We start from the raw sequence: 19,554 nt of genomic DNA on the forward strand, positions 1-19,554 counted from the left end.
CAGAGCCTCGGCCCGTTTCCCGTCACATCGCGACGGGGAGCCGAGCGCGCGACCTCCGGTACATTCTCCGATCGACGCGGTACCGAGGGGTTGGATCATGGTGGACGACGAGCAATGCGACAGAGCGGCCGGAGCGTTGCTCGGGACCGCTGCGGGTGACGCGCTGGGGGCAGGATACGAATTCACCTATCCGGATGCCGAAAGCGAGATCGGCATGATCGGCGGCGGGATGTGCCGCTGGGCGCCCGGCGAGTGGACCGACGACACCTCGATGGCGATCGCCATAGCCCAGGCAGCCGAACCCGGTCCCGGTATCGATATCGACGCGGTGGCCGCCGGATTCGTGCGCTGGTTCGATTTCGATCCGCCCGATATCGGCGTCCAGACCGCACGGGTGCTCGCCGTCCGCCCGAAGTCCGCGCGCGAGATGCGGATACAGGCGATGGCCGTCGAAGGGCGCACGGGCGGAAACGGATCCCTCATGCGCACCGCGCCGGTCGCCCTCGCCTATCTCTCCGATGCCGAGGAGTGCATGCGCATGGCGGGCGTCGTCGGGTCCCTCACCCACCACGATCAGCGGGCGATCGAAGCCTGCAAGATCTGGACCTACGCCATCCGGCACGCGGTACTCGCCGGAGATTTCGACGGAGTCCGATCCTTCGTCGCCGCCTCGCCCAGCGCGGACTACTGGAACCGCGTGCTCGACGCCGCGGAAACCGGAGCGCCGAGCGATTTCTCGCACAACGGCTGGGTCGTGCACGCCCTCCAGACCGCGTGGTGGGCGATCACCACCGCCGACGCCTCGGGGCCCGCCCACCTGCCCCTGGCCTTGGAACTGTGTGTGCGGGCGGGCGGCGACACCGACACCACCGCCGCCATCGCCGGCGCGCTACTCGGTGCGCGCTGGGGCGCCTCGGCCGTTCCGGCGCGCTGGCGGACCCTGCTGCACGGCTACCCGGGCCTCACCGGCGAAGACCTCGTCGCCCTCGCCACCCGTATCGCCGCCGCGCACAACTGATTCCGCGGGAGCGTCGCTACCACGCCGTACTGAGTTCGCCGGGCGACCACAGTCCGGAATGATCCCGCCGGGTGATCGCCGGACGGGCGGGTTCGGCCCGTGGATCGATGCGGGTCAACTGCTGCAATTCGCCCCAGTCCCGGCGCCAGTCGTGATTCAGGTAGGTGGCCAGGGTCTGCGCGCGCAACAGCATGCCGGACCAGCCGAGCGGACCGCCCTTGTCGTGGCTCTGCCACAGGGTGGTGATCTCGGCGCCGGGGCGATCGGGAAGGATGCGGTAGGCGGGTATTTCGGCGATACCGTCACGGTGGTCGTAGGGGCGCTGGCCGGGGAACTGGAGTCCGACCATCCAGTCGGTGAGTACGGGCACCCGGGAGCCGACCAGATCGCGCAGGGTCGTCGTACTCGGCACGCGCGGCGGGGTCAGCGCCAGCCACTGCTGCGGGTTGCGATCCCGGTCGACGGCGACGACGCGGATCACGTCGGCCTCCGACGGTATCTCGGTGAACGGCACTCGCAGATTGCGCCACGACGGCGCGGGACCGATATCGATCGGCGCCACCCTGCCCACCGCTCGCGCGGTGGAATCGGAATCGGTGGTGCCGTACTCGATCTCGAGGGTCTGACCGGGGGTGACGATACCGTCCGCGTCCACCGACCGGATCCGGCCTGCGGCGCTCAACGCGACGATCCCCGCACGCCGGTCCGGCGCGGGCAGCCGGTACCAGCCGGTGGTCAGTTCCGCGGGACCGGCGTCGCCGGATCGGTAACTGCCGAGTACCGGGGTGGTGGCCGGGTCGAGCCCGAACGGCAAGTCGGCGTTCGCGGTTCCGGTTTCCGCGCCGGACTGGGTGTTGTTGCTGTTCAACGCATCGGCGATACTGCCGACCGATTCGGTCGCCTCGTCGTCGGGCCGCAGATCGTTCGCGACACCGCCAGGGGTGAAGCCGGTTCCGGTGCCCGACAGCGTGCTGAACGCGTCGCCGGTGAGCGGTCGCAGCATTCCGGCGTTCGGGTCCGCCTCGACCAGGACATGCCCGGCCAGTCCGGACGGGTCTCCGGTGACGGCGTCGACATTCGAGCGAGCGAGCGAGAAGGCAGGCCCCTGGGCGATGGCCGCCTTCGCGAAGGACCCCAGATCCCACACCACCAGCAGGGCCAGCGCGATGGTCAGCGGCGGCAGCAGCGAGATCCGCCAGGCGAAACGCGAAACCCGATGCGGCGTACCCGGTTCCGGCGCGAGCACCTGCCACCAGGCGGCCACCGCGAGCAGCGCGAGCGCCAGCACGAGGAACAGCTGGTTCAGTGCCACCCCGGCCAGCACCGGCGGCTTGTCCCACCACGGCATGCCGTAGGAGGACACGTACCACCATTCATTGGGACCGGAGAACACCAGGGCGAGCAGAAAGGCGACCACCGCGGCGAACAGCGCGCGATTGCGCGGGGTGCGCAGCACCCGTGGACCGACCGCCATCGCGGTCAGTACCGCGACCGCACCCGCCACACCGGCGAAAACACCGAAATGATGGGTCCATTTGGTGGGTGTGACCATGATGAGCGCCAATGCGCCGACGGTGGTGCCGAGTATCCGCCGCGACGGACCGGCCGCGGTGAGCGGAATCCGGCCGCCCTTACGCAGCAGCATCACCACGCAGACGATGATCCCGGCGAGCATCGCGAAAATACCGATCCGCCTGCCCACCGAGCCGTCCGTCTCGCCCTGGAACAGGTACTGATAGCGCAGATACTCCTGGTACCACGGCACATCCGGTCCGATCACGTGATGCACGCGCTGCATCTCCATTGCCGCGGCCAACGGCTGATCGGCGAACGCGATCGCCAGTACGAGCACACCGGCCGCGACCAGTGGGGCCAGCAGCGCGACGAAGCCGAACAGCCACTGCGTCCTGCTCCGCGCCGGGCCGACGCGATCGATGACGATCCGCGCCACCGGCCGCAGACCGGCGAGCAGCGCCGCGACACAGATGACGCCGGACGGTCCCGCCGTCACGGTGAAGGCCGCGACCAGGATCGCCACCGCGGCAGGCAGCACCCGCCTCGTCGCGATCGCACGCTCGACCGCGCACCAGGTCAGCAGCAGCCCGAGCGCCACCGGCGGTTCGGGGCGCAACCCGTTGTCGTAGGCCATCCACACGGTGAGGAAGCCGAACGCACCGGTCCACATCGCGATCGCGCTGTGGCGCACCGCGATCCCGAGCCGGGGCACCACCACGCGGCTGAGCAGCAGCCACAGGGACACCCCGCACAGCAGCGCGGGCAGGCGCACCCACGGGCTTGCCGTCGATATCTGCGCCATGACCCGGATCAGGTCGTAGTACGGCGTGCCGACCGGGTTCTCGGGAACGCCGAAATACGCGAAGTAGTTCGCCATATAGCCCGAAGCTCCCGAAGCCCGGGCCATACCGAGCTGGTAACCGTCGTCGGAAGTCGTCGAGCCGATGAAATGCCAGACCACCAGCGTCGTCAGCACCACGGCGTCGATGATCGAGAACTGCCGCCGAATCGAGAAGGGCCGCCGAATCGAGAAAGACCGCCGACGCCATGCGAGGCGCCTGCCGTCCTGCCGGTCGAGCCGCGCCAGCGCGATCAACGACACCGCGGTCGCCACGACCGCGAGCCAGATCGTCGCGCGTTTGAGCGGCGTCGGCGACGAGGAGAATCTGGTATCGAGTTCGGCGGTGACGCTCGTGCCGTCGGCGACCGCGAGATCACTGAAGATACCGACCATCTGCGGCCGGAAATCCCCGGTCAGGGTGACGGGAGCCGTGCCTGATCCGGTGAGCGTCGCGGTCGCCGCGGAGTGGTCGGCGTGCACCCTCAGCACACAACCGTCGCCGAGTCGATCGAGGGGAACGGTGAACAGCGCCTGATTGCGCAACACCACATCCAACCGGGCGGGAGTCTCGGCGGTCGGAGCCTGCACCTGGGCGATGAATCCGTATTCGGCCAGGTCCGGCGCACCGGTAGGGCCGGTCGCCGCGAGCACCCCGCCGTCCGCCGCGAGCTGGTCGATCGCCGCACACGGCACCGTCGCGTCGAAGACGGACGGCGCGTAGGCGATCAGCGGCGCCTCGATACTGCGCGCCGAACCCGCCTGCGGCCAGGACAGCGTCACCGCGTCCACCCGAATCGGGAGCAGCGGCACCGCGATCGCGCACAGCGCGCCGATCAGAGCCGCGATCAAGGCGACAGGACGAGCCCAGCCCCCGCGCGCGTCGCGCGGTGCCGTCCCCGGTTCGTATCCCTGGACGGACGGCTCCGCCCACACCATCGTGTCAGCCACGGGGGGTGATGGTAACCATCAAACCTGAGAACGAAAACCGTTGCCGGTGACGCACAGTCGCACTCATCCCGATCGAGGCCGCCTGGCCTGCGCTTTTCGCCGACTACCGGGGGACGTGCCGATCGGAATTCACCGGAGTGCGCCCGGCCGCGAGACCGGGCGCCCTCCGGATCCGATCTCAGCCGCAGGCGGTCGACTGCTGCCCGAGGGCGGCGAGCATCTGGCAGGCCCAGGCCTTCTGGACCTTCCACACGCCGTTCTCGGCGACGAACGGTACGTCGGCGAGGTTCTCCTGGCCGTTCAGGACGACCTTGGCCTTGGCGTTGATGGTGTCGCCGAAGGCCGTCACCTCGGTCACCTCGACCGAGGCGTTGGTCTGCTTGTACGCCTCGGCCAGACGGTTCGGCAGCTCCGGATCGGCCTCGGCGCCCTGCACCATCTGCAATTTCTCGGAATTGGGCACCGACGGGTCCAGCGCCTTCTGCAGCTGTGCGTTCAGCTCCGCCACGGAAGGAACCGGCGGCACGTTCGCCGCGACGGTGGCCTTGGCGCTGGTCGACGTCTTGGTCGGCTTGGCGGTATCGCTCTTGTCATCGCTACCGCAGGCGCTCATGCTCAGGGCAGCGACAACGGCGAGGCCTGCGATCGCGATGCGTCCAGTCTTACGAAGCTTCAACTGCTCGTCCTTTGCGTTCGAGTAGGTGGTCACGGGAGTATCCCGACATCGCCGCACGGCATCCGCGCCACCGGCGGCGCTGCGCGGCTCACCCAGGCTACCGGTCAGTGGAGACTGCCGAGCGGATCCGCCCGGGACAAACTGATGTCGTCGGCGCTGAAGGTACGCGCTGGACCCGGCCCTGTCGAGCTTGTCTCGAACCGTACGGTAACCACGCCGAGCCCGGCGCCCTGCACCCAGCCGTGCCCGAATTCCGCGTGCGAGATATCCATTCCGGGAAACCAGTGGGTCGCGGTCTCCGACCGCGCGACCACCGATTCGGGCACAGGCTCTGAGCCCCACCCGGTTTCGGTGATATCGCTGACCGGCATCTGGTCGAGCTCGGGGAACAGCGACTCCTGGCGCACCGTCGAGAGTCCGCCGAATCCCACGCCCACCAGGCGGATCGGACCGAGTTCGACCGGATCGATCGCCGAACGCTGCGCCGCGGTGCCGAGCGTGACCAGATCGGTGGTCGCGTAGGGCAGCGTGAACGATCTGGTCACCACGCTCATATCCGATTTCTTGAGTTTGAGTACCACGGTGCGCGCGGCGCGCCCGTCCTTCTCCAGCCTCCGGTGCGCGGAGGCCGCCATCGCCTCGATCGCGGACCGCAGCCCGGCCAGCGTGACGATATCGCTGTCGAAGGTGGTCTCGGCGCTGATCTGTTTGGCCTCGGCCCGCTCGGTGACGGGCCGGTCATCGATGCCGCGCGCCAGCCGGTGCAGCGCCGCGCCCACACTGCCGCCGAGGATCGACACCGCCTCCGGTTCCGGCAATGCCGCGAACGCGCCGACTGTCTCGATGCCGAGTGATCGCAGTCTGGACTCGGCCACCGGACCGATCCCCCACAGTTTGCGCACCGGCAGCCCGGCCAGCAGCTCGCGCTGTTCGGCGGGCGAGATCACCCGGATACCATCGGGTTTGGCGAGACCGGAGGCGATTTTGGCGAGCTGTTTGCCGGTACCGGCGCCGACCGAGGCGATCAATCCGGTCCGCTCCAGCACCAGCGCGCGCAGTTGTTCGCAGAATGCGCGCACGTCCGCGGCGCTCGCCCCGGCCAGTTCGGCCGGCTCACCGAACGCCTCGTCGAACGACAGCGTCTCCAACACCGGAATCCGGCTGCGCAGCGCGTCGAATACCCGGCCGCTCACCACGCCGTAGACGACACCGCGTGGCGGGACCACCACCGCGCCCGCGCCCACGAGCCGCTTGGCCTGATGCATCGGCATCGCGGAGCGGGCCCCGAAGACTCGCGCCTCGTAGCTCGCGCCGGCCACCACGCCTCGACCACCGGCCCCGCCGACCAGTACCGGCCGCCCGCGCAGTGTCGGACGGGTCAGCTGTTCGACCGAGGCGAAGAACGCGTCCATATCGATATGCAGGACCCAGCGCCGCGCGGTCAGGTCCGCGTGTTCGGAAGGATAGGGCTGTTTCGCCTGGCCGTTCACTGCGACGTCGCTGAGTATTTCCCCGGCCGAAATCCTCCGGGCGTGGCGGATACGACGACGCGCCCGCTCGCCCGACCTCGACGGCGGGCGTCCACACCGCCGATACTCACGGCAGGCACTCGGTGCGTCGACTCACGCTCGGGAATCTACGCCGCCCCACCGACAGACCCGTCTCTCGGCGGGCCGCCGCGCGCATCCGTGGAATGCGGCCGTACTCATCGGTTGCTGTCGATCCGCCGCGCGTATGCGCGCGGACGCCCGCACCGACGGTACGGGCTTTGACCAGGCCGGATACCTGACCGAACCAAGATCGACACGGGCGGGCCGGAGCCGGTGATCGGACCTGCTACCCCCGGTCGTATGTGATGATCGGTTCATGAAGATCCGCAAAGCCGTCATCCCGGCTGCCGGAATCGGCTCCCGCCTACTCCCGCTGACCAAGGCCATCCCCAAAGAGATGCTGCCGGTCGGCGACAAACCTGTCATCGAGCACACCGTCCGCGAGTTGGTGGCGTCCGGCATCACCGATATCACGATCGTGGTCAGCGGCGGGAAGTCGTTGATCCAGGACCATTTCCGTCCCAACCCGGCGCTGGTGGCCCAGCTGCGCGCGGACGGGAAGACCGCGTACGCCGATGCCGTCGCCGAGGTCGGCGAACTCTCCCGGCTCGGCCACATCACCTACCTCGACCAGCACGGCCCCTACGGCAACGGCACCCCCGTGCTGAACGCCGCGCGCAACGCGGGCGACGAACCCATGCTCGTGCTCTGGCCGGACGATGTGTTCGTCGCCGAGGTGCCGCGCGCCCAGCAGTTGATCGACGCCTACGAATCCACCGGAGCCCCCGTCCTCGCGCTGATGCCGATGGATCCGTCCGAATCCCACCGCTACGGCGTCCCCGTGGTCGCCGATGACCGCGGCGACGGCCTGCTGCGTATCACCGGATTGATGGAGAAGCCCAAACCGGAGGACGCGCCGTCGGATTTCGCCGCGATCGGCGGTTACGTCGTCACCCCCGGCATCATCGATGAATTACGTCGCCAGACCGAGCACTGGTACCAGCATCGCGAGGGCGAGGTCTACCTGACCGATGCCATCAACGTGTACGCCTCGGAGAATCCGGTATTCGGTCAGGTCATCCGTGGCCGCTGGTACGACACCGGCAACCCGGCCGACTATCTGGTCGCCCAATTCGCTTCCGCGCTGGCGCATCCCGAGTACGGGCCGCTGTTGCACCAACTGGTGGCCGATTCGCGGTAGCACCGCCGCGGCGGCGTGTTCGGTCAGAAGCGGCGAATGGTGTAGATGTCGAACCTGCTCAGCGGAGTCAGGCCGACCGGGACGCCCCAGTCGAAGGCATTGAGGACCTGACCGTATCCGGCATAGATGCCGACATGCGACGCGTCGCTGTTCAGCACGACGACATCACCCGGCGAGAGCGCGGCGCGCGGTACCGCCGCGCCGACCTTGGCCTGCTGCCAGGTGGTGCGCGGCAGCTTCACGCCGACCTGCCGGAACGCCCACTGCACCAGTCCGGAGCAATCCCAGGAATTCGGGCCGACCGCGCCCCATTCGTAGGGCTTACCGGTCTGGGTGGTGGCCGCGGCCAGCGCGCCGAGTCCGGCCACGCTCGGAATCGGCAGCGCGGCCGACCCGCTGGAACTGCCCGAGCCCGAGCCGCCACTGCCGGAGACACTCCCGGTATCGGACCAGGCGGGCCCCGCCAGCTGCAGCGCGGCCACGATGGAGATGACGAAGCCGAAGATCATCCGGCGTAACGGTTTGTTGTTCACGTGCTCGCCCCTCACTGTCGGCCTAGCTATCGGCCGCCGAACGACGGCCTGGCTAACTCACGGCACCCATCTCTTCGTGGGTATGGAGCCGTAGACCACAGCGCGTCGCAAACCGGTCGGATTCCGGAGCAACGCGGTTCACACAGGACAAACCATTAATCATGACCGACAGAACCAGGAGTGCATCCGGGTAACCGCAGTCACATCCGTAAAGTCTGCCGGGCCCCTCTAGATCCCTACAAGGTTTTCAGCAAATATCTAGCGTGTGATGTCTATCACAATGGTCGCTTGCAAACTGCCACCACATGTTCGTTGGGGTGCAGCGGTGGCGCCACTACCGTGGGCGCACGGCGTAGGTCAGGTGCGTCACCCGCGACGACGGCTCCGAACGGACCTGCTCCAGCGCGACCCTTGACGCGTCCACGCCGTCGAACAGGCGGGTGCCTGCGCCGAAAAGCACCGGTGACAGCGTGATCGAGAACTCGTCGACCAGGCCGGCGTTCAGGTACTCCAGGATCGTCGCGCCGCCGCCCGCGATGCGGACGTCGCGGTCGCCGGCGGCCTCGCGGGCCTGGTCGACGGCGTGCTCGATGCCGTCGTCGACGAAGTGGAACGTGGTGCCGCCGGGCCGCTCCCACGGGTCACGCCCGGCGTGCGTCACGACGAAGACCGGGGTATGGAAGGGCGCCTCCTCCGGCCATGCCCGCTCGCCGAGGTCGAACATGCGCTTGCCCATGACGCTCGCGCCGGTGCGCTCGAACGTCTCCCGCACGACGTCGTTTTCGCGGCCCTCCTCGCCGCCCTCGCCGAGCTTCAGGTTCTCCCGGAAGAACCGCAGCGGAAAGACCCACTGCTGCAGTTCCATCCACTGCGCCATCCAGCGCCGCACGTCCGGGTCGTCCTGCTCATCGGGCGCGGTGAAGCCCTCCATGGCACGAACACCGACGGCGTGGGACTCGGGCGCGATGAACCCGTCCAGCGACATCGACACGCTGAAGAACACCTTCCCCGCCATCAGCCCCGCGCTCCCTTCCTGATGATCTCGGTGACGTAGGCCGCCAGGTTGCGCAGGGTCTGCCTGCCGCCCTCGATCGCGTGGTACTTCTCGACCGCCTCGTCGCGCAGTTCCTTGGTGGGAAACACCGTGCGCATCACGATCCGGGTCGCCGCGCCGTCCGCCGCGAAGGTCAGGACCGACTCGAAGGCGTTCGGGTCGTCGCGGGACTCACCGTGCAGCAACGCGATCCGCTCCGGCGGGGCGATCTCGGTCCAGCGGATCCACTCGGAGTAGTCGGTCCCGTCCGGCCCGTGCAGCACGAAGTCCCACTCCCCGCCCTCGCGGAACTCGAAGGACCGCGTGGTGGTGGTGAACCCGTCGGGACCCCACCACCGCGACAGGTGCCGGACCTCGGTGAACACCTCGAACACCAGCTCCCGCGGGGCGTCGATGACCCGGGAGATCACGATCTCCCGGTCGGCTGTCTCCGGCTCCGCCCGCATTTCTCGCCTTGTCTGTGCCATCGGTCATTCCTCCTGCCGTGTCTGTTTGAGGTCATGCACGTAGGTGTCCAGCCGGTCGAAACTCTCGTTCCAGAACCGCTCGAATCCGCCGACCCACTCGTGGACCGGCCGCAGCCCGCGGGCGTCCAGGCCGTAGAGACGCTGCTTGCCCGCTCCTCGGACCCGCACCAACCCCACCTCCCGCAGCACCCGCAGGTGCTTGGACGCCCCCGGCTGGCTCATCCCCAGCTCCTGGGCCAAGTCGGTCACCGGCCGCTCACCCGCCCGCAGCAGCGCCAGGATGTCCCGACGCTGCGGCTCGGCGATCGCGTTGAAGACGTCCGATGTCGTCGCTGCTCGTGCCATGGCAGTCATCATATTCCTATATAGGAATGCGTCAAGCCGACTGGGAATCGGGCTGAACGAGAACGACTACACGTAGTCGGTAGGGGCGGTGCGCCCGCCCCTACCGTCCCGTCAGGCCTTGACGATCGAAACCCGTACGCCACCGACGATTTCCGCGGCGTCGGCACCGGGATCGCCGAATGTCAGTTCGGTGGCGAGGATTTCGCCCGCGACCAGATCGCGGTGCGTGCGCGCCCACTCCAGCCGATCATCGGGCACCCCGAGTACGACGGTGATGCGGTCGGAGACATCCAGCCCCAGCGACTTCCTGGTCTCCTGCAGATCGCGGATCAGGTCACGGGCCCAGCCCTCGGCCTCCAGTTCCTCGGTGACCACCGAATCCAGGACCACCAGACCGGCATTGCCGGGCAGGGCGGCGGTGGATTCCGGCTCGGCGGCGACCAGCCGCTGGGTGTACTCCTCCGGCAGCAGGGTGATGCCCGCGGCGGTGACCACACCGTCGGCATCCTCGGACCACTCGCCCGCCTTCACCGCCTTGATCACGGTCTGCACATCCTTGCCGAGGCGCGGACCCGCGGCCCTGGCATTGACGACCAACTCGAAACGGCCGTGCACGGCGACATCGGTCGTCAGATCGACCTTCTTGACGTTCACCTCGTCGGCGATGATGTCGGCGTACGGACGCAGCCGCTCGGCATCGGCCGCGGCGATGGTGACTTCTGCCAGCGGCAACCGCACCCGCAGATTCCGCGCCTTGCGCAGACCGAGCACCGTCGAGCAGACCGTGCGGACCTCGTCCATCGCGGCCACCAATTCCGGATCACGCGCAAGCTCGGCGGACCCGGGCCAATCGGTGAGATGCACCGAGCGCCCCCCCGTCAGTCCGCGCCAGATCACCTCCGAGATCAGCGGCAGCAGCGGCGCGGCCAGCCGGGTGACGACCTCCAGGACCGTGTGCAGCGTGTCGACCGCGTCGCGGTCCTCCGACCAGAACCGCGAACGCGACCGGCGCACATACCAATTGGTGAGTGCGTCGGCGAAGTGACGCAGCTCCTCGCAGGCTCCGGCGATATCGTAGGTCTCGAGCGCCTCGGTCATGACGTCACGGGTCGCCGCGAGCTTCGCCAGGATGTAGCGGTCGAGCACGTGCTCCGAATCCGTACGCCACGTGCCGGGGGTCGAGGCGTACAGCTGCAGGAAGGTCCACGCATTCCACAGCGGGCGCAGCGCATGGCTGACGCCTTCGCGGATACCGCGCTCGGTGACGATGAGATTGCCGCCGCGCAGGATCGGCGAGCTCATCAGGAACCAGCGCATGGCGTCGGACCCGTCCCGGTCGAACACCTCGTTCACATCCGGATAGTTGCCCTTGGACTTCGACATCTTGAGCCCGTCGTCGCCGAGCACGATTCCGTGCGCCGCGACGGTCTTGAACGCCGGGCTGTCGAAGAGCGCGGTCGCCAGGACATGCAGCGTGTAGAACCAGCCGCGGGTCTGCCCGTTGTACTCGACGATGAAATCGCCGGGGAAGTGCGAGTCGAACCAGTCCTTGTTCTCGAACGGGTAGTGCACCTGGGCGTAGGGCATCGAGCCCGATTCGAACCAGCAGTCCAACACCTCCGGCACCCGGCGCATGGTCGACTTGCCGGTCGGGTCATCCGGATTCGGACGGGTCAGCTCATCGATCATCGGCCGGTGCAGATCATCCGGTCGCACACCGAAGTCGCGTTCCAGCTCATCGAGCGAGCCGTACACGTCCAGCCGCGGGTACGCGGGGTCGTCGGAGACCCACACCGGGATCGGACTGCCCCAGTAGCGGTTACGGCTGATATTCCAGTCGCGCGCGCCCTCGAGCCACTTGCCGAACTGCCCGTCGCGGATGTGCTCGGGCACCCAGGTGATCTGCTTGTTCAGCTCGACCATCCGGTCGCGGAACTCGGTCACCGCGACGAACCACGACGGCACGGCCATGTAGATCAGCGGCTGACCCGAACGCCAGCTGTGCGGGTAGGAGTGCTCGATCGTCTCGTGCCGCAGCAGCTTTCCCGCGGCCTTGAGATCCTTGATGATGACCGGATTGGCGTCGAAGACCATCAGGCCCTCGTACGGCGGCACCATCGAGGTGAACCTGCCGCCGGGATCCAGCGGCTGCACGATCCTGATGCCGTTGGCCGAGGCGACGTCCATATCCTCCTCACCGAAAGCGGGTGCGAGGTGCACGATTCCGGTGCCGGAGTCGGTGGTCACATAGTCGGCGTTCAGCACCCGGTGCGCGTTCGGGTGACCGAGGAAGAAGTCGAACGGGGGCGTGTAGGACAGTCCGGCCAGTGCCGCGCCGTCGAACTCGCCGAGGACATCGGGCTGCTCGCCGAACTCCCGGGCGTAATGCGAGACCCGTTCGGCCGCAAGCAGATACCGCTTGCCGTCCGCGGCGCGCAGGTGTACGTAGCGCACGTCGGGATGTACCGCGATGGCCAGGTTGGATGGCAGCGTCCACGGCGTCGTCGTCCAGATGAGCGCGTTCGCGCCGTCGAGTTCACGCAGCGGATGGTCGGGCCCGACGGTGAGCACCATATCGACGGTGACCGCCGGATCCTGGCGCATCTTGTAGGCGTCGTCGAGCCGGGTCTCCTGATTCGACAGCGGGGTCTGCTCGTACCAGCTGTAGGGCAGCACCCGGAAACCCTGGTAGATCAGGCCCTTGTCGTACAGCGACTTGAACGCCCACATGACCGACTCCATGAAGTCGAGATCGAGTGTCTTGTAGTCGTTGTCGAAGTCGACCCAGCGCGCCTGTCTGGTGACGTAGTCGCGCCATTCTCCGGTATACCGGAGAACCGAGGATTTGCAGGCGGCATTGAATTCCGCCAACCCCATGGCATCGATCTGTGATTTGTCCGTGATACCGAGCTGCTTTTCGGCTTCGATTTCCGCGGGCAATCCGTGACAGTCCCAGCCGAAACGCCGGTCGACACGCTTACCGCGCATCGTCTGGAAACGCGGAACAAGATCTTTGACGTATCCGGTGAGCAAGTGACCGTAATGCGGCAGACCGTTGGCAAACGGTGGCCCGTCGTAGAACACGAACTCATCGGCGCCGGAGCGGTCGTCGATACTCGCGCGGAAGGTGTCGTCGGCGGCCCAGGCCTCGAGCACGCGTCGTTCCAGGTCGGGGAACGATCCATCGCTGCCTGCGCCCAGGTCGACGCGGGGGTATGCGCTCTTGCTGTCGTCCGCCATCGCGGATACGTCTCCTCGTGCCACCGCGCCACCAGGCGCGTTCTGTGTCGGCACGGGGACGATGCCGGCGCCCATTGCGCCGAAACCGCGGTACCACCCCGCTTGTCCGGCAAACGATCGAGCCGGACCTCTCGTTACGAGCTGTGACGGGCTCACCCGTTCGGTTCTAATAGGCGGGCCGAAGGCGTGCGCCGTTCTTCCGAAGGCTCCCCGGTGATAGCCGGATCGACACCGTGTACTTCTCGATTCTAACCAGCGCCGTCAAACGACTTCCCACAGGCCGCGCCCATCGTGCGCCGGATTCGGGCCCGCACTCACCGTTTCGAGTGCCGCCCCGGCGGCGGTGGCGTATCGCCGCCCGGCCTGCGCATCGAGAGCGCGCTCACCAGCAACAACACAGCACCGATCACACAGACGACGATACAACCCCAGGCCCACAGCACCGACCCGGTGGTCAGCGCGGTCACGAGCAGGGCGAATCCGATCGCGGCAAGGACGAGCGTCGAGACGAGCATGATGACCCCCTAGGCATCCCAGGCGGTTCGGCGACAAGCGATGCGATGCCGAGGCACGCGCCCACCCGGAGCCTGCTTATTTGCCGCCCTTGGCGAACGACGCGGGCGCGAGGTTGTTCGCGGTGTTGACGTCGGCGAATGCCTCGCCGCCGTCCACCGGAACCGCCGAGCCGCGGTTCTCCAACTCCTCCAGCTGCGATTCCAGGTACGACTTCAGCCGCACGCGGTATTCCCGCTCGAAGGTCTTGAGCTGCTCGATCCGGCTCTCAAGCACACTGCGCTGCTGGGTGATGGTCGCCATGATCTCGGAATGCTTGCGCTCGGCATCGGCCTGCAGAGCGTCGGCCTTCTCCTTCGCCTGCCGCAGCTGGCTGTCCGACCGGCTCTGGGCGTCCGACAGCATCGCGTCCGACTTCTGGCGCGCGTCCGCGATCATCGCCTCCGAACGCGTCCGGGCGTCGCCGACCAGTCGCTCGGAATTCGCCCGAGCGTTGGACAGCAAATTCTCCGACTCGGTCTTGGCATCGCTGGTCAGCCGGTCCGCCATCTCCTGGGCGAGGCTGAGCACCTTGGCCGCCTGCAGATTCGCGTCGGCACTCGGAGCGTCCTTGGGAATGGGCGCGGCCACCGGCATGGGCACCGGCGGCGCTTGCTGGATCGGGGGTTTGATCGGTTCAGGTGGGGGCGGCGGCGCCTGCTGCACCGGAGCCTTGACGGCGGCGGGCGCTGGGGGCCGGTTCGACTTGGCGTCGGCGAGTTCGGCATCGAGTTCGGCAACCCGCTGGCGCAGGTCCGCATTCTCTTCGATCAGACGCGAGAGCTCCTGCTCCACGAGATCCAGGAAGGCATCTACTTCGTCCTCGTTGTAGCCGCGCTTCCCGATCGGTGGTTTGCTGAACGCGACGTTGTGCACATCGGCTGGAGTCAGCGGCATGGAAGGATCCCTTCACGCGTCTTTTGGAGATCGAGCAGATCTAGCAAGGTATCTTTGCCCATTCTGTCACACCGGAGCTACCGGTTGGCCGAGCCTGCTCACGATCGACATCAGGATGAAGACGACGAATAGCAGGACCATAATCGACAGATCGAGGCGAATTCCCCCCAGAGACACCGGCGGTATCAACCGTCTCAGGAGTTTCACCGGCGGATCGGTGATCGTGAAGATCACCTCGAGGATGACGACCACGACGCCCGTGGGACGCCAGTCGCGGGCAAAACTGCGCACGAACTCGACGATCACCCGGCTGATCAACAACAGCCAGAAGATGAACAGTACGAAGTACAGCACCGCGAACAAGGCCACCAGATCACTCTGCCCCAAAATCCGCGTCGCGCAAAATGACCACACCGCCCCGAGCGCGACCGGACTGCGGAACCCCCCGGTTCAGATCGCTATTTCTGGTTGTAGAAGCCGGTTTCCGCGATCCGACGGCGTTCTTCCGCCGATACGTCGACATCGGCCGGTGAGAGCAGGAACACCTTGGTCGCGACTTTGTCGAACGAGCCACGCAGGGCGAACGCGAGTCCGGCCGCGAAATCGACAAGTCGTTTGGCATCGGCGTTGCTCAGGTCGACCAGATCCATGATCACCGGGTTGCCCTCGCGGAACCGCTCGCCGATGATGCGGGCCTCACTGTAATCGCGCGGGCGCAGCGTCGTGATCTTGGACAAGGGACCTCCGTCCTCGAAGATCCCTGGCCTGCGGGCCACGGCGGGCTCGGGGCGCACGCGCTCCTCCAGCCGCCGCTCCTCGGCGTCGGGATCGACGGCGAGCGCACCCCTGGTGGCTCCCCGCAGCATCGGCGCACCGCCGCCCGCCCGGAACCGGCTCCCCGACGACGGGGCGGCATCGATCCGGGTGGGGCGCCGTGGCGCCTCGTAGCGGTCATCACCGTAGGGCTCGTCGGCGTAGTCGCGCGAACTCGGGTAGCCGCCCTTGTAGGGCGACTTGTACGCGGGCTCCGGGTAGCCGGACTCGTCGTCGAACCTGTCGGCGCCGAACCGGTCGTTGCCGAATCGCTCGGCGCCGTAACGATCTTCGGGGTAGCGGACTCCGTAGCCACCCCGGTCGGAGTAACCGCGGGGCCTGGGTCCACCACGCTCGCCCGCGCCACGGGGTGCGCGGTCGTCGACATAGTCGTCCTCGTAATCCTCGAGCGGAACCATGCCGAAGTACGCCTTGAACTTGTGCAGCGTGCTCATGACCGTGCCTCGCTGTCGCTAGGCGGCGTCATGACCACGATGGTGGCTGCGTCGAATGTTCGCTCGCTGCGCTCGCTCATTCTGGTCGACCTTCCTTCGGCCCCGGTGGCGGCCGGGTGTTGAAGTCTTGCTCAGCCCCTCGTCCGTCCCAAGCATATGTGTCGAATGTGACTGATGAGGTTTCTTTGCTACGCCGAGGTTATCGGTCGCGCGCCCATCAAAGCGGTACCGACACGCACACATGTCGAACCGTGTTCGATGGCCGCTTCCAGATCGCCCGACATTCCTGCGGAAAGCTCGGTCGCACGGGGGTGTCGAGCCAGTAGCGACGTGTGCAAAGTCGCAAGGCGGGCAAACGCGCTATCGGGCGCGACATCCAGTGGCGCGATCGCCATCAGACCCCCGAGCCGCAGTCCTGGCAACTGCGCGATCCGGTCCGAGAGCGCGTCGAGATCACGTGCCGCGACACCACCTCGGGTGGGATCGTCATCCAGGCTGATCTGCACGAGCACCCGCAGCGGATCGGAGCGCTCCCCCGCGTCGAGCGCCGCACGCGCGGCGACGTCAAGAGCCGTTGCCAACCGTTCGCTGTCCACCGAGTGCACGGTGTGCGCCCAGCGCGCGACGACACGGGCCTTGTTGCGCTGCAAACGGCCGATCATATGCCACCGAATGTCCGAATCATCCTGTGCTGACAGGTATTCGCGCAGCGCGGCGACCTTGCCGGTGGCCTCCTGTTCCCTGGACTCGCCGAATTCGCGTCGGCCGAGCCGATAGAGGATCTCCACATCGGCGGCGGGGAAGAATTTCGTCACAGGAAGCAAGCGCACCGAACCGGGCGCACGCCCGGCGGCACGGCATGCCGCATCGATTCGTTCCAGCAGTTCATCGAGCCTGGACGACAGCGCCGCCGTTCTCGATTCGACCGTGGACTCCGCGGTCCCGCTCACACCTACCAGCCTTTCCCGTCACCCAGCACCGCGGCGGACATCGAAAATCGTCCGTACGCAGGCACTTCCACTCATATACCCGCTTGCATCCAGATCACACCGGCGATCCGACCGGTCGGTGCGCTACGGCGATGACTGAACAGCGTCTTGTCCTCGATGGTGCACCGCGGGTCGACCGCGACCCCGCCGACGCCCGCTTCGGTCAACTGCCTGCGAATGCCCGCGCGCAGATCCAGCGAAGGGGTGCCGCGCACCGTGGTGGCCGCGCTGCCCGGCAGATGTTTGTCGACATCGGCGCGCATCGCGGCGGGCACCTCGTACTGACGCCCTGATGCGGCGGGGCCGAGGAAAGCGCCGATCCGATCGATCCGCGCGCCCACCGAGACCATGGCGTCGAGAACCCGTGGCACGATGCCGATCCGCGCGCCGATCCGTCCGGCGTGTACCGCGGCGATCACCCCTGCCTCGTCGTCGGAGAGCAATACGGGAACACAATCCGCCGACAACGTCACCAGCGCCAGATTCGGCACGGTGGTGACCAGCGCGTCGGTGGCCGGCACGGGTTGCGACCGTGGTCCGTCCACGATCTCGACGGAGCGTCCGTGGATCTGCTCCATCCACACCATCCGGTCCGGGCTCAGTCCGATCCCCTCGGCCAGTCGTTCCCGATTGCGCCGCACCGCGGCCGGATCGTCGCCGACGTGATCGCCGAGATTGAACGAATCGTACGGCGGCGCCGAGAATCCACCGGTCCTGGTCGTGGTCACCCTTCGGATGGTCAGAGTCGGCGCAGCAGTCATGGTGCCGAGCGTAGTAGCCCTCGGCGCGGGCCACCGAAATCCGCAGCGCCGCGGCGCGCGGAACCCCCCGCAGACAGACGGAGGCTGATCCGATCCCGGACCAGCCCCGTGGTGAGCGCTGTCACCTTCCCCCAGCACCTATCGCCGCGTCGACGACCTCCTCATCGGGATCGACGGCGGCGTCGGTGATCGCCGCGTGCTCTACCGCCGCATGAACGACGGCACATCGACATCGTCGTCATCGTCGGTATCGGGTGGATCGATGCGGGTGCGCAGGCGCGCTTCCTCGGTCTCCTTGTAGCTCGGCACCGTGCGACTCGGGGGACGCGGCGGGGTCGACGACGTATCCGTGGTTCGCGTCACCGGTTCGTACGGGCGAGGTCTCCCGACTTCACCCGCCGTGCTCGAACCGATGGTGCTGGTGGACTTGATGGGTGGTTCGAAGCTACGCCGCGCCGGACCACCGCCGTCGAATCCGGCCGCGATCACAGTGACGCGCACCTCGTCGCCGAGCGAGTCGTCGATGACGGTGCCGAAGATGATGTTGGCCTCGATATGCGCGGCCTCCTGGACCAGCGAGGCCGCCTCGTTGATCTCGAACAGCCCGAGATCCGAACCGCCCGCGATCGACAACAGCACTCCGTGCGCGCCGTCCATGGACGCCTCGAGCAGTGGCGAGTTGATCGCGGATTCGGCCGCCTTGACCGAGCGACCCTCCCCGCGCGCCGAGCCGATGCCCATGAGCGCGCTGCCCGCTCCGGACATCACGCTCTTCACGTCGGCGAAGTCGACGTTGATCAGACCCGGGGTGGTGATCAGATCGGTGATGCCCTGCACACCGTTGAGCAGCACCTCGTCCGCGGAACGGAAGGCGTCCATCAGGCTCACCGCCGCGTCGCCCAGTTGCAGCAGCCGGTCGTTCGGGATGACGATGAGGGTGTCGCAGGATTCGCGCAGCAGGTTGATACCGGTTTCGGCCTGTCCGCCGCGACGCTTGCCCTCGAACGAGAAGGGGCGGGTGACGACGCCGATGGTGAGCGCGCCGAGCTTGCGGGCGATGCTGGCGACGACGGGCGCGCCGCCGGTGCCGGTGCCACCGCCTTCGCCCGCGGTCACGAAGACCATATCGGCGCCCTTGAGCACCTCTTCGATCTCGTCCTTGTGGTCCTCGGCGGCGCGGCGTCCGACCTCGGGATCCGCGCCGGCGCCGAGGCCGCGGGTGAGTTCACGGCCGACGTCGAGTTTGACGTCGGCATCGCTCATCAGCAGGGCCTGCGCGTCGGTGTTCACCGCGATGAACTCGACACCTTTGAGTCCCTGTTCGATCATCCGGTTGACGGCATTCACACCGCCGCCGCCGATACCGACGACCTTGATCACAGCAAGGTAGTTGTGCGGGGGCGTCATGGGCTCTCGCCTTCCTTCGATCTAAAGCCTGTCGTTTTCGGATTCAGGACATGTCGCCGAGGAAACCCGGGGCGAAGCTTCACGCGCCGCCGTCCGGGCAAACCCTAAAGCTGAACCATAGGGTTAGCATTATGTCAAGTATCCGACTGGTGCGGAACGCTATTCGCAGCCGCCTCGATACGCGCGCAGGCGCGCCGAGACAAGTCACAGAATCTTGTGTGATCCCTCTCGTCTCGCCGCGCGACACGTCGTATCGTGGACGGTTGCCCCCGTCCAGCTTCTCGGTGGTACC

The 19,554-nt window shown here is 67.3% G+C and carries 17 protein-coding genes; 2 read left to right on the plus strand and 15 right to left on the minus strand.

The features are described 5' to 3' along the window. Positions 1–97: 97 nt before the first annotated feature. Entirely contained in the window at positions 98–1,018 is a 921-nt protein-coding gene (locus ABZS43_RS29790) for an ADP-ribosylglycohydrolase family protein (protein WP_355039304.1), read from the plus strand. A gap of 16 nt (positions 1,019–1,034) precedes the next feature. Here ABZS43_RS29790 and ABZS43_RS29795 read toward each other — a convergent pair whose 3' ends face one another. The 3 genes from ABZS43_RS29795 to ABZS43_RS29805 form a co-directional block, all read right to left on the minus strand. Further along, on the minus strand, positions 1,035–4,322 hold the full coding sequence (locus tag ABZS43_RS29795; protein WP_355039305.1) for an arabinosyltransferase domain-containing protein: 3,288 nt from the start codon (positions 4,320–4,322) through the stop codon (positions 1,035–1,037). A gap of 178 nt (positions 4,323–4,500) precedes the next feature. Next, positions 4,501–4,998, minus strand: a complete 498-nt coding sequence (locus ABZS43_RS29800; protein ID WP_355039351.1) for a hypothetical protein — start codon at positions 4,996–4,998, stop codon at positions 4,501–4,503. Between the two features lie 104 nt (positions 4,999–5,102). Beyond that, on the minus strand, positions 5,103–6,488 hold the full coding sequence (locus ABZS43_RS29805; RefSeq protein WP_355039306.1) for a DNA polymerase IV: 1,386 nt from the start codon (positions 6,486–6,488) through the stop codon (positions 5,103–5,105). 376 nt (positions 6,489–6,864) lie between these two features. Between ABZS43_RS29805 and ABZS43_RS29810 the strand changes: the two genes are divergently transcribed. Beyond that, positions 6,865–7,749: a UTP--glucose-1-phosphate uridylyltransferase gene (locus ABZS43_RS29810; protein WP_355039307.1), complete on the plus strand. Its 885-nt coding sequence runs from the start codon at positions 6,865–6,867 to the stop codon at positions 7,747–7,749. Between the two features lie 23 nt (positions 7,750–7,772). Here the strand turns inward: ABZS43_RS29810 and ABZS43_RS29815 are convergent, their stop codons facing one another. The 12 genes from ABZS43_RS29815 to ftsZ all read right to left on the minus strand — a co-directional run bounded on the left by ABZS43_RS29815 (position 7,773) and on the right by ftsZ (position 19,262). Continuing rightward, positions 7,773–8,282 carry an NlpC/P60 family protein gene (locus ABZS43_RS29815; protein ID WP_355039308.1) on the minus strand — a complete coding sequence of 170 codons (510 nt, stop codon included), beginning with the start codon at positions 8,280–8,282 and terminating at the stop codon, positions 7,773–7,775. A 334-nt stretch (positions 8,283–8,616) separates the two neighbouring features. Then, entirely contained in the window at positions 8,617–9,297 is a 681-nt protein-coding gene (locus ABZS43_RS29820) for a dihydrofolate reductase family protein (protein WP_355039309.1), read from the minus strand. Further along, positions 9,297–9,803 carry an SRPBCC family protein gene (locus ABZS43_RS29825; RefSeq protein WP_355039310.1) on the minus strand — a complete coding sequence of 169 codons (507 nt, stop codon included), beginning with the start codon at positions 9,801–9,803 and terminating at the stop codon, positions 9,297–9,299. The genes ABZS43_RS29820 and ABZS43_RS29825 overlap by 1 nt, the downstream gene beginning before the upstream one ends. Before the next feature lie 3 nt (positions 9,804–9,806). Further along, positions 9,807–10,148: a metalloregulator ArsR/SmtB family transcription factor gene (locus tag ABZS43_RS29830; RefSeq protein ID WP_355039311.1), complete on the minus strand. Its 342-nt coding sequence runs from the start codon at positions 10,146–10,148 to the stop codon at positions 9,807–9,809. A gap of 111 nt (positions 10,149–10,259) precedes the next feature. Then, positions 10,260–13,388 (minus strand): isoleucine--tRNA ligase, encoded by a 3,129-nt coding sequence (gene ileS, locus ABZS43_RS29835; protein ID WP_355039312.1) that lies wholly within the window; start codon positions 13,386–13,388, stop codon positions 10,260–10,262. A 314-nt stretch (positions 13,389–13,702) separates the two neighbouring features. Next, on the minus strand, positions 13,703–13,903 hold the full coding sequence (locus tag ABZS43_RS29840; protein ID WP_355039313.1) for a hypothetical protein: 201 nt from the start codon (positions 13,901–13,903) through the stop codon (positions 13,703–13,705). Between the two features lie 76 nt (positions 13,904–13,979). Then, positions 13,980–14,837, minus strand: a complete 858-nt coding sequence (locus tag ABZS43_RS29845; protein WP_355039314.1) for a DivIVA domain-containing protein — start codon at positions 14,835–14,837, stop codon at positions 13,980–13,982. Between the two features lie 66 nt (positions 14,838–14,903). Continuing rightward, the gene (locus ABZS43_RS29850; RefSeq protein WP_109526393.1) at positions 14,904–15,206 is read right to left on the minus strand and encodes a YggT family protein; all 303 of its coding nucleotides are present in this window, start codon (positions 15,204–15,206) and stop codon (positions 14,904–14,906) included. Between the two features lie 89 nt (positions 15,207–15,295). Then, the gene (locus ABZS43_RS29855; RefSeq protein WP_355039315.1) at positions 15,296–16,105 is read right to left on the minus strand and encodes a cell division protein SepF; all 810 of its coding nucleotides are present in this window, start codon (positions 16,103–16,105) and stop codon (positions 15,296–15,298) included. A gap of 188 nt (positions 16,106–16,293) precedes the next feature. Next, entirely contained in the window at positions 16,294–17,010 is a 717-nt protein-coding gene (locus ABZS43_RS29860; protein WP_355039352.1) for a YggS family pyridoxal phosphate-dependent enzyme, read from the minus strand. Between the two features lie 116 nt (positions 17,011–17,126). Further along, complete coding sequence (pgeF, locus tag ABZS43_RS29865) at positions 17,127–17,855, minus strand: peptidoglycan editing factor PgeF (protein ID WP_355039316.1); 729 nt, start codon at positions 17,853–17,855, stop codon at positions 17,127–17,129. 201 nt (positions 17,856–18,056) lie between these two features. After that, positions 18,057–19,262 (minus strand): cell division protein FtsZ, encoded by a 1,206-nt coding sequence (ftsZ, locus tag ABZS43_RS29870; RefSeq protein WP_355039317.1) that lies wholly within the window; start codon positions 19,260–19,262, stop codon positions 18,057–18,059. Between the last annotated feature and the right edge of the window lie 292 nt (positions 19,263–19,554).

Source organism: Nocardia sp. NPDC005366, assembly GCF_040606855.1.
Lineage (GTDB): Bacteria > Actinomycetota > Actinomycetes > Mycobacteriales > Mycobacteriaceae > Nocardia.